The sequence below is a fragment of the Paenibacillus ginsengihumi DSM 21568 genome (assembly GCF_000380965.1).
GTDB classification, from domain to species: Bacteria; Bacillota; Bacilli; order Paenibacillales; family NBRC-103111; genus Paenibacillus_G; species Paenibacillus_G ginsengihumi.
This window is the reverse complement of record NZ_KB905661.1, coordinates 1-6,134: the sequence shown is the minus strand read 5'-3', so window position 1 is coordinate 6,134 and position 6,134 is coordinate 1. Positions and strand designations below refer to the sequence as shown.

Annotated in this window: 6 protein-coding genes and 1 pseudogene; 5 read left to right on the top strand and 2 right to left on the bottom strand. The window is 42.4% G+C overall.

Annotated elements, in window-relative coordinates; translation table 11 throughout:
* The first annotated feature begins 567 nt into the window (after positions 1 to 567).
* Positions 568 to 909 (top strand): DUF6973 domain-containing protein, encoded by a 342-nt coding sequence (locus F591_RS33740; protein ID WP_425414376.1) that lies wholly within the window; start codon positions 568 to 570, stop codon positions 907 to 909.
* A 325-nt stretch (positions 910 to 1,234) separates the two neighbouring features.
* Positions 1,235 to 1,778: pseudogene (locus F591_RS29205) on the top strand (ATP-binding protein); the annotation flags it as partial.
* A 456-nt stretch (positions 1,779 to 2,234) separates the two neighbouring features.
* On the opposite strand, the gene F591_RS0126470 reads toward F591_RS29205, so the two are convergent.
* Positions 2,235 to 2,933, bottom strand: a complete 699-nt coding sequence (locus tag F591_RS0126470; protein ID WP_019537563.1) for a hypothetical protein — start codon at positions 2,931 to 2,933, stop codon at positions 2,235 to 2,237.
* Between the two features lie 504 nt (positions 2,934 to 3,437).
* Here F591_RS0126470 and F591_RS0126465 point away from each other — a divergent pair.
* Together F591_RS0126465 and F591_RS0126460 are read left to right on the top strand one after the other, a co-directional pair.
* The gene (locus tag F591_RS0126465) at positions 3,438 to 4,004 is read left to right on the top strand and encodes an RNA polymerase sigma factor (RefSeq protein ID WP_019537562.1); all 567 of its coding nucleotides are present in this window, start codon (positions 3,438 to 3,440) and stop codon (positions 4,002 to 4,004) included.
* Positions 3,997 to 4,776 carry a DUF4367 domain-containing protein gene (locus F591_RS0126460; protein WP_019537561.1) on the top strand — a complete coding sequence of 260 codons (780 nt, stop codon included), beginning with the start codon at positions 3,997 to 3,999 and terminating at the stop codon, positions 4,774 to 4,776. The genes F591_RS0126465 and F591_RS0126460 overlap by 8 nt, the downstream gene beginning before the upstream one ends.
* A 43-nt stretch (positions 4,777 to 4,819) precedes the next feature.
* Here the strand turns inward: F591_RS0126460 and F591_RS0126455 are convergent, their stop codons facing one another.
* A complete protein-coding gene (locus F591_RS0126455; protein ID WP_019537560.1) occupies positions 4,820 to 5,293 on the bottom strand; it encodes a hypothetical protein in 474 nt (157 codons plus the stop codon).
* Between the two features lie 665 nt (positions 5,294 to 5,958).
* On the opposite strand from F591_RS0126455, the gene F591_RS31835 reads away from it, so the two are divergent.
* On the top strand, positions 5,959 to 6,134 hold a 176-nt coding region (locus F591_RS31835), incomplete at its 3' end, for a helix-turn-helix domain-containing protein (protein WP_342665613.1).

Here is a 6,134-nt window from a genome sequence, read left to right as displayed (position 1 = left end):
TCATTCTGGAATCAGGTATGAAGATGAATAGCGATATCCGGATTCGGTGGTGTTATCTTTCCGTATCCAATGGTAGGCCTTAACACGATAGTAATAGCCAGATAATACAGAGATATCGCGAATAGAGGTATATGCATAAGCAGCATTTCTTTCCTTGACACTGGCCCCAATGTACACATCGGTCCAAGTTGATCCTGTCTGAACGTTGCAAAGTTATTTGTATGCCGATTTCATTCACTCGGACGGTTCCATAGGTTTCACCCCATATATTGACTTTGTTATCACCTTGATACGATAAGCATCCTTGACCTTTCTCAAGAAAATCGAAATCAGGGTGGAAAATTGTATTAGGAGCTAAGAAAGACGATGGTGGCGGCGAAGTTTTCGCTTGCGCCGCGGCAGCATCATGAGCAAACCCCATGGCTGGAATTAAAGCAATAGTCAGAAGCATTAAGAAGCCATTAAGAGCACACTTCGGAATGAAAATGTTTTTTGTTCAAAAGTCACGACTCCTTCGTAATTATAATACAAATTCCTCGCGTCTTGAAAGCATCCCCCTGGTTAAATATGTATAACGACTCGAGGCTCCAAAATATAACGATTGTTTTCCCCTCTTGGTGTACTCTTTTTGCTGCTTGGAATATTTGGATCATTGACTTTACTAGCGATTCATTTTGGGCTGACGGTTGGACAACTGCCCATGAGATAGGAGCAACGGGCCAGCCTCAAATTGAATACGATATGGACATGCACAACAACTCGATTGGACGCATGTATGCTACCATTAACGGTATAAGTGAGAACAGTTCAGTAACTGCAATGAGAAAAACTATCCATGATGCGTATGTGTCGGGCAGCCTTTGGCGCATTGTAGCGGATCGAATCAATATTTCACTGGCTCATCAGTGATTACATAAATTAATGGATCGAGTAGGAGGGGGCGGCTAGCCCGCGTCCTCTCAAATCACCTAGCATGCGAGTCCGCACTAGGCGGTTCCGTAAGGTTGACGAAGTTCCAAGTAACGAGAAAGCAAACTTTTCAGCCCTTTTGCTTCCCAATAGGAAGTTGGAAGGGCATTGTTTAGGTTTCGGGACATTTCCCACGGCCCACGGCGGGAGTTTGCCATGACGAAGCATACGCTGTAGAGAAAGCGTATCTCCGCCCAGTCCAAACAATCGAAGCACAACGACAAGCGATGTACGTATCGGAGGCTAATGCCAAAGCGACTGATCAAAATCACTGGAGAAATTCCGACTGGAGGAACAGCAATCACTTAGCAAGCGGCATATGGAGCAATTACGGGAATTGCTGTGGTTGGAGCACACTTACAACCTCATCCTCTTCGGCCCTCCTGGGGTGGGCAAAACTCATCTGTCCGTGGGGTTAGGATTGGAAGCGTTGGAGCGAGGCCATAGGGTCAGCTTTATCGCGATGGATGCTTTGATCCATCTGCTTAACACAGGACATTGCACGGACATCACAGACCCGGGTGAAAAGGATTCTAGCATCAGATCTCGTGATTATCGCCGATTTTATGTTTATGGCCATGGAGAAGAACGAGGCGAACTTATTCTTTCAATTTGTCAACAAGCTTTATGGCCAAGCATCCATCATTCTGACCTCAAATAAAGGTCCAGAGGACTGGGGCGAGTTGCTTTGTGATCCCGCCATCACTATCGCCATACTCGATCGGATCTTGCATAAGAGCGAGGTCATAAAACTGAGCGGCGACAGTTTCCGCCTCAAGCATCGCGAAACCATTTTTGGCAGTAACTAGGTGTTGAAAGTTATTTAGCGGAATCTGCTCAAAAGTACTTGACGGTTACACAATTACATCATCCTTATGATTCTAAAAAAACATCGTCATATTTTGGAGCCTCGAATCGTTATAGATACAGAGGCTCTAATTTCTCTCCTCATTTGGCCAATCGTATTAGAGATATTTGTAATTAGATTTTTACTAAAATAGTAAGCTACAATGAAGATAGCCTTCAAATTATAGGGGAGGTGAACACTTACTCATGAGTTGGATCTTTTGGCCAGAGCTAATTATCACATCTATACTCGTCCTTTTGCTTTTATTCGGCATTTATTATGTTGTTCGAAAATTCGTTAATATTCCTCGTAGAATTAAAAAATTGGAACAGACAGTTTATAAAGACGATGAAAAATAACCATCATTTAAAAAGCGGCTCTTGTGCAAGAGCCGCTTTTTCATTCTAATTCCTCTTCATTAATCCCATTCAGTAATTTCGCTAATAGTAACGCTATTCTCATCCGTATCAGCAGAATAATAAATTTGTGCAACCGGTGCAGAATAGCCATAAATCATAACGCCTGAAAAGGGTGTCGTCTTATCCATCGTACATTCGCTACGATTTGTACACTGGTTACTTTGTGTAAAATCAACTACTTTGCCAATAACTCCATCACTCCCAATTAAACCATAGCCAACAAAAGTATTTGTATTCGTAATTCGAGGTCTTACCTTACCGTCTCGATCATAGGAGAGCATATAAGTGCGTAAAGAATGATTGATTGCTCCTTTTGTTAATTGGAAGAACCCTTGAAGTCCTGCATCAATTAATCCGTTATTATTATAACCTTCAAAAAAATACGTTTCCGTTGCTTGAATTTGAACGGTTTCTCCTTCTTCAACATCACTCAAATTAATAGGGGCATATTTCTTAATAAAGTCCGCATCTTCTGGACTTAATGCTTCTCCAACCTCATACTGCTCTGCAATCCGCTGCAATTCAGCAGCAATTTCGCTACTTAAAGGGGCGGATTGAAGTTGAAGCCGCGATTCCTTAGATTGCTCGACACGTTGTTGCACCAAATCTTCGGGTGATTGATTGCCGTTGGCAAAAACCGAAGCTTGTACGGTCATCACTAATACAAACGCTAAAACCATCGATACGATCTTCTTCATTTGTTTTATCCTCCCTTATATTTTTTGTCGAAGTGACTAACAAATGTGAATGGTAAAATCCTTAGGAGTAGACGCCATCTTTCAATCAACGAATGTACTTCTCTTCCTCAACATATCGGATCTAACAATGAAAACCATGTAAGTCCTTCCGACATACCTCGATTTACTTAACGCTTAGTCATAAAAATAAAAAACACCTCCCGTTTTCCTGATGTGAGCTACCTTTCTTCTTACTATGGGCAAGCTACTATGTCGTATACAGCTTCTTGTTTGTACCTTGCTCAATACAAGTAAGATAGCTAAAAGATGCCTGATAAGCACAAGTGGTGATCTATTACTAAAACGACTTATCCTGACAAATGATGACGCTTGTTTCGTGATTTTTTTATAAAATAACCCTGAATTCATCCAAATGGTATTTTTATGGTAACCTCTTAGTTAGAGCCGAAACTTATTATCAGAAATTACGTCTCGTATATAAAGAGAGGATTTAGCGGGGTGCATATGGAACAGTGGCTGTATTTTCTACGCGGCAATTACTACGACTTAGACCGTGATGCACAAGAATTGGCTTACCGCGCTTATAGGGATTTGGTCTATCGCGACATTTTCTTTCTATTCCGGAATCACGAACTGGCTGAAGATGTCGTACAAGAATCCTTCTTTAAAGTGGTGGCAAAAGCCCCTAAACTGAAAAATTCAAAGCATTTGAAAGCCTGGATCATTAAAGTTGCTCGAAATCATGCTTACGATTTCTTCAAAAAAAATAAAAAATACCATCATGTTTCCGAGCCTAAAGTCGTTATAGATACGGAGGCTTCTTTTTCCTTGCCCACGGTGGCCGAGCAAGTGGAAGATCAGATTCGGAACGAAGTGCTTCATGAGTCTTTAAATGAGTTAAATCCTATGTATCGTCAGATTTTGTTCCTTTATTACATTGAAGAAAAACCGTATAGAGAAATTGCGCAGCAGCTGGGGACAACCGAACAGGCTCTAGCCCAAATGATGGTTCGGGCAAGAAAAAAATTGTTCCACTATTTTTCAAAAAGATGGGTTGATGGCGATGAATGATGACTTCAAGCAACACGATGAAAAATTAAAAAAATGGCTGAAACAAGTTCACCAATACGTGGATATTCCTGACGGTACGCAATCCTGGCTTGAAGTCAAAGCTCGTCTAGATAAGATAAAAAGACGGAAACGCTGGATCAACCGAATTAAAGTGGGCTCGTTGGTTGCCTGTACGTCTTTGATCATCAGCCTTATCATCTCGTCAGATTTACCCACTGCCTATTCTCAATTTCAAAGTTTAGTGAAACAGGTAAAAGAGGACATAGTTAATATTTTCTTTGATGACCCGGAATCTCAAATGGAGCCAAGTCCTGAAGCTAAAACGATGCCCCCACCTTCAGATATAGGTTCAAATCCAACAGAGAGCCTTTGGCAAGATACCACTTTAGAAGAAGCTCAGGGCAAAGTATCTTTCCATATTGCTGTTCCAACCTATACCCCAAAAGGGTACTCGCTTGACATTGTCCGTACCTATCAAGACGCCGACGGGGAATACCGGTCCGTTTTCATGGAATACGTTAATGAAGAGGGTCGGATTATTCAATTAAATCAACGCATGCTGCACGATGATTCTTCGCTCGAGATGACAACCGTTGACACCGATTCTGGAGTGATTAAAGACATTCGTATACACGACGATGTCGGGGTGATGATCACTTACAACAACGATTTTATTCACGTGGAATGGCTTACCGCCGACAATATCAAATTCACCTTGTTTGGTCTCCTGCCGGAGAAAGAGATCATGCTAATGGCAGAATCTTTGCAATAAAAAAAGTAGCAAGGGGAGCTTTTCCCCTGCTACTTCTTTATGATCAATCCGAAATGAGAATCGAGCCGGAATACAACGTACCCTCTTCTTTCGTGTCGCCATGCTCAATCCAGTGATAGGATTTCGAACGGTAATAATAGCCCTCAGCTACTTCAACTTCATGATTCGCGTATGTATTCGCCGAGGAAGAGTTGACCGTTTTCGGGCTGCGGTAAACATCAATCCAGGTTGATCCCGTCCATTGCTGTAACGTGACTTGTACACCAATAGAATCTACACGTTGTGTTGCCATGCTGTATCCAGTAATACTGGCCTTACCGTTCCCTGCATCGGCAACACTCGTTCCGCCAGTGAATAAATACTCGTAGTCAGGATCGAATGCAGAATTAATCGTGATTGGAAATTCATCATTAGGTGGAGACGATGTTCGAGCAATCTGTTGAGCAGCTGCAAATTGGGCTGAGAACATGGATACGAGCAGGGTGAATCCTAATAAAGACATAAATACCTTTTTCAATTTTCCTATCTCCTTTCTAAAAATGTATTCAACCCTATCCTATAAACGATTGCTGACAGGAAGATATGACGGTCTTTTTTGTAATACGTTATAAAAATAAATGATCTTGTGAAAGGATGACTATGATGTGGCTATTTCCGTTGATGTCCGGTATTCTTATTGTGATCTCCTTTTTATTGTCCACCAGACATAAGAAGAAGAGAGAAGGTTGGCTCCCCAAGTTATTTCTTGCTCTAAATCGGGTAGGCCTCCTCTCTCTCGTAATATTCCTTACTTTTTTCCTTCGGAACGAACGAATCGTTACAGACATACACGCTGCCGTATACTGGATTCTGATCGCCTTTGGTGTACTGATCGGCATATTTTCATTCGTTGTAAAATATGTGCCGGGTCACCTTACGGCTGCCGCGGTGCTTTTATTTTGCGGATTCGTAACTATTTTCTCGATCGGATTTATTTTAATCGCCTTGGCCGTGATTGAGATACTGGTTGCCGTCTTTCAATATAAAATGTGGAATCGAAAGCTTAACGAGTGAACTCACTGTAATAATCCATGTTACCGCCGGATTATAATTGACCCAGGATCGCCGGAAAGAAAATGACCCACCCCTGTCGAATAAAAGCCCTCTGAGATATCTCTACCATGATACGCAGAGGAGACTGTTATGCTCAGGAGTGGGACTGTGATTAGCTTACACGAACTCAAGGCAATGGGCAAGAGCATTCGCGAAATCGTCCGAGAGACCGGCATCGCCCGCAACACGGTACGCAAGTACTTGCGCTCAGACGGCATCCCCGAGCGCCAGCCGCGCGCCAAACGCGGCTCCAAGCTGGATCCGTT

Excerpts from the sequence above, each read along its gene's own strand:
- F591_RS0126460 (WP_019537561.1), top strand. The coding sequence starts at position 3,997 with ATGAATGATGACTTCAAGCAACACGATGAAAAATTAAAAAAATGGCTG.
- F591_RS33740 (WP_425414376.1), top strand. The coding sequence starts at position 568 with ATGTATAACGACTCGAGGCTCCAAAATATAACGATTGTTTTCCCCTCT.
- F591_RS0126465 (WP_019537562.1), top strand. The coding sequence starts at position 3,438 with ATGGAACAGTGGCTGTATTTTCTACGCGGCAATTACTACGACTTAGAC.
- F591_RS0126470 (WP_019537563.1), bottom strand. The coding sequence starts at position 2,933 with ATGAAGAAGATCGTATCGATGGTTTTAGCGTTTGTATTAGTGATGACC.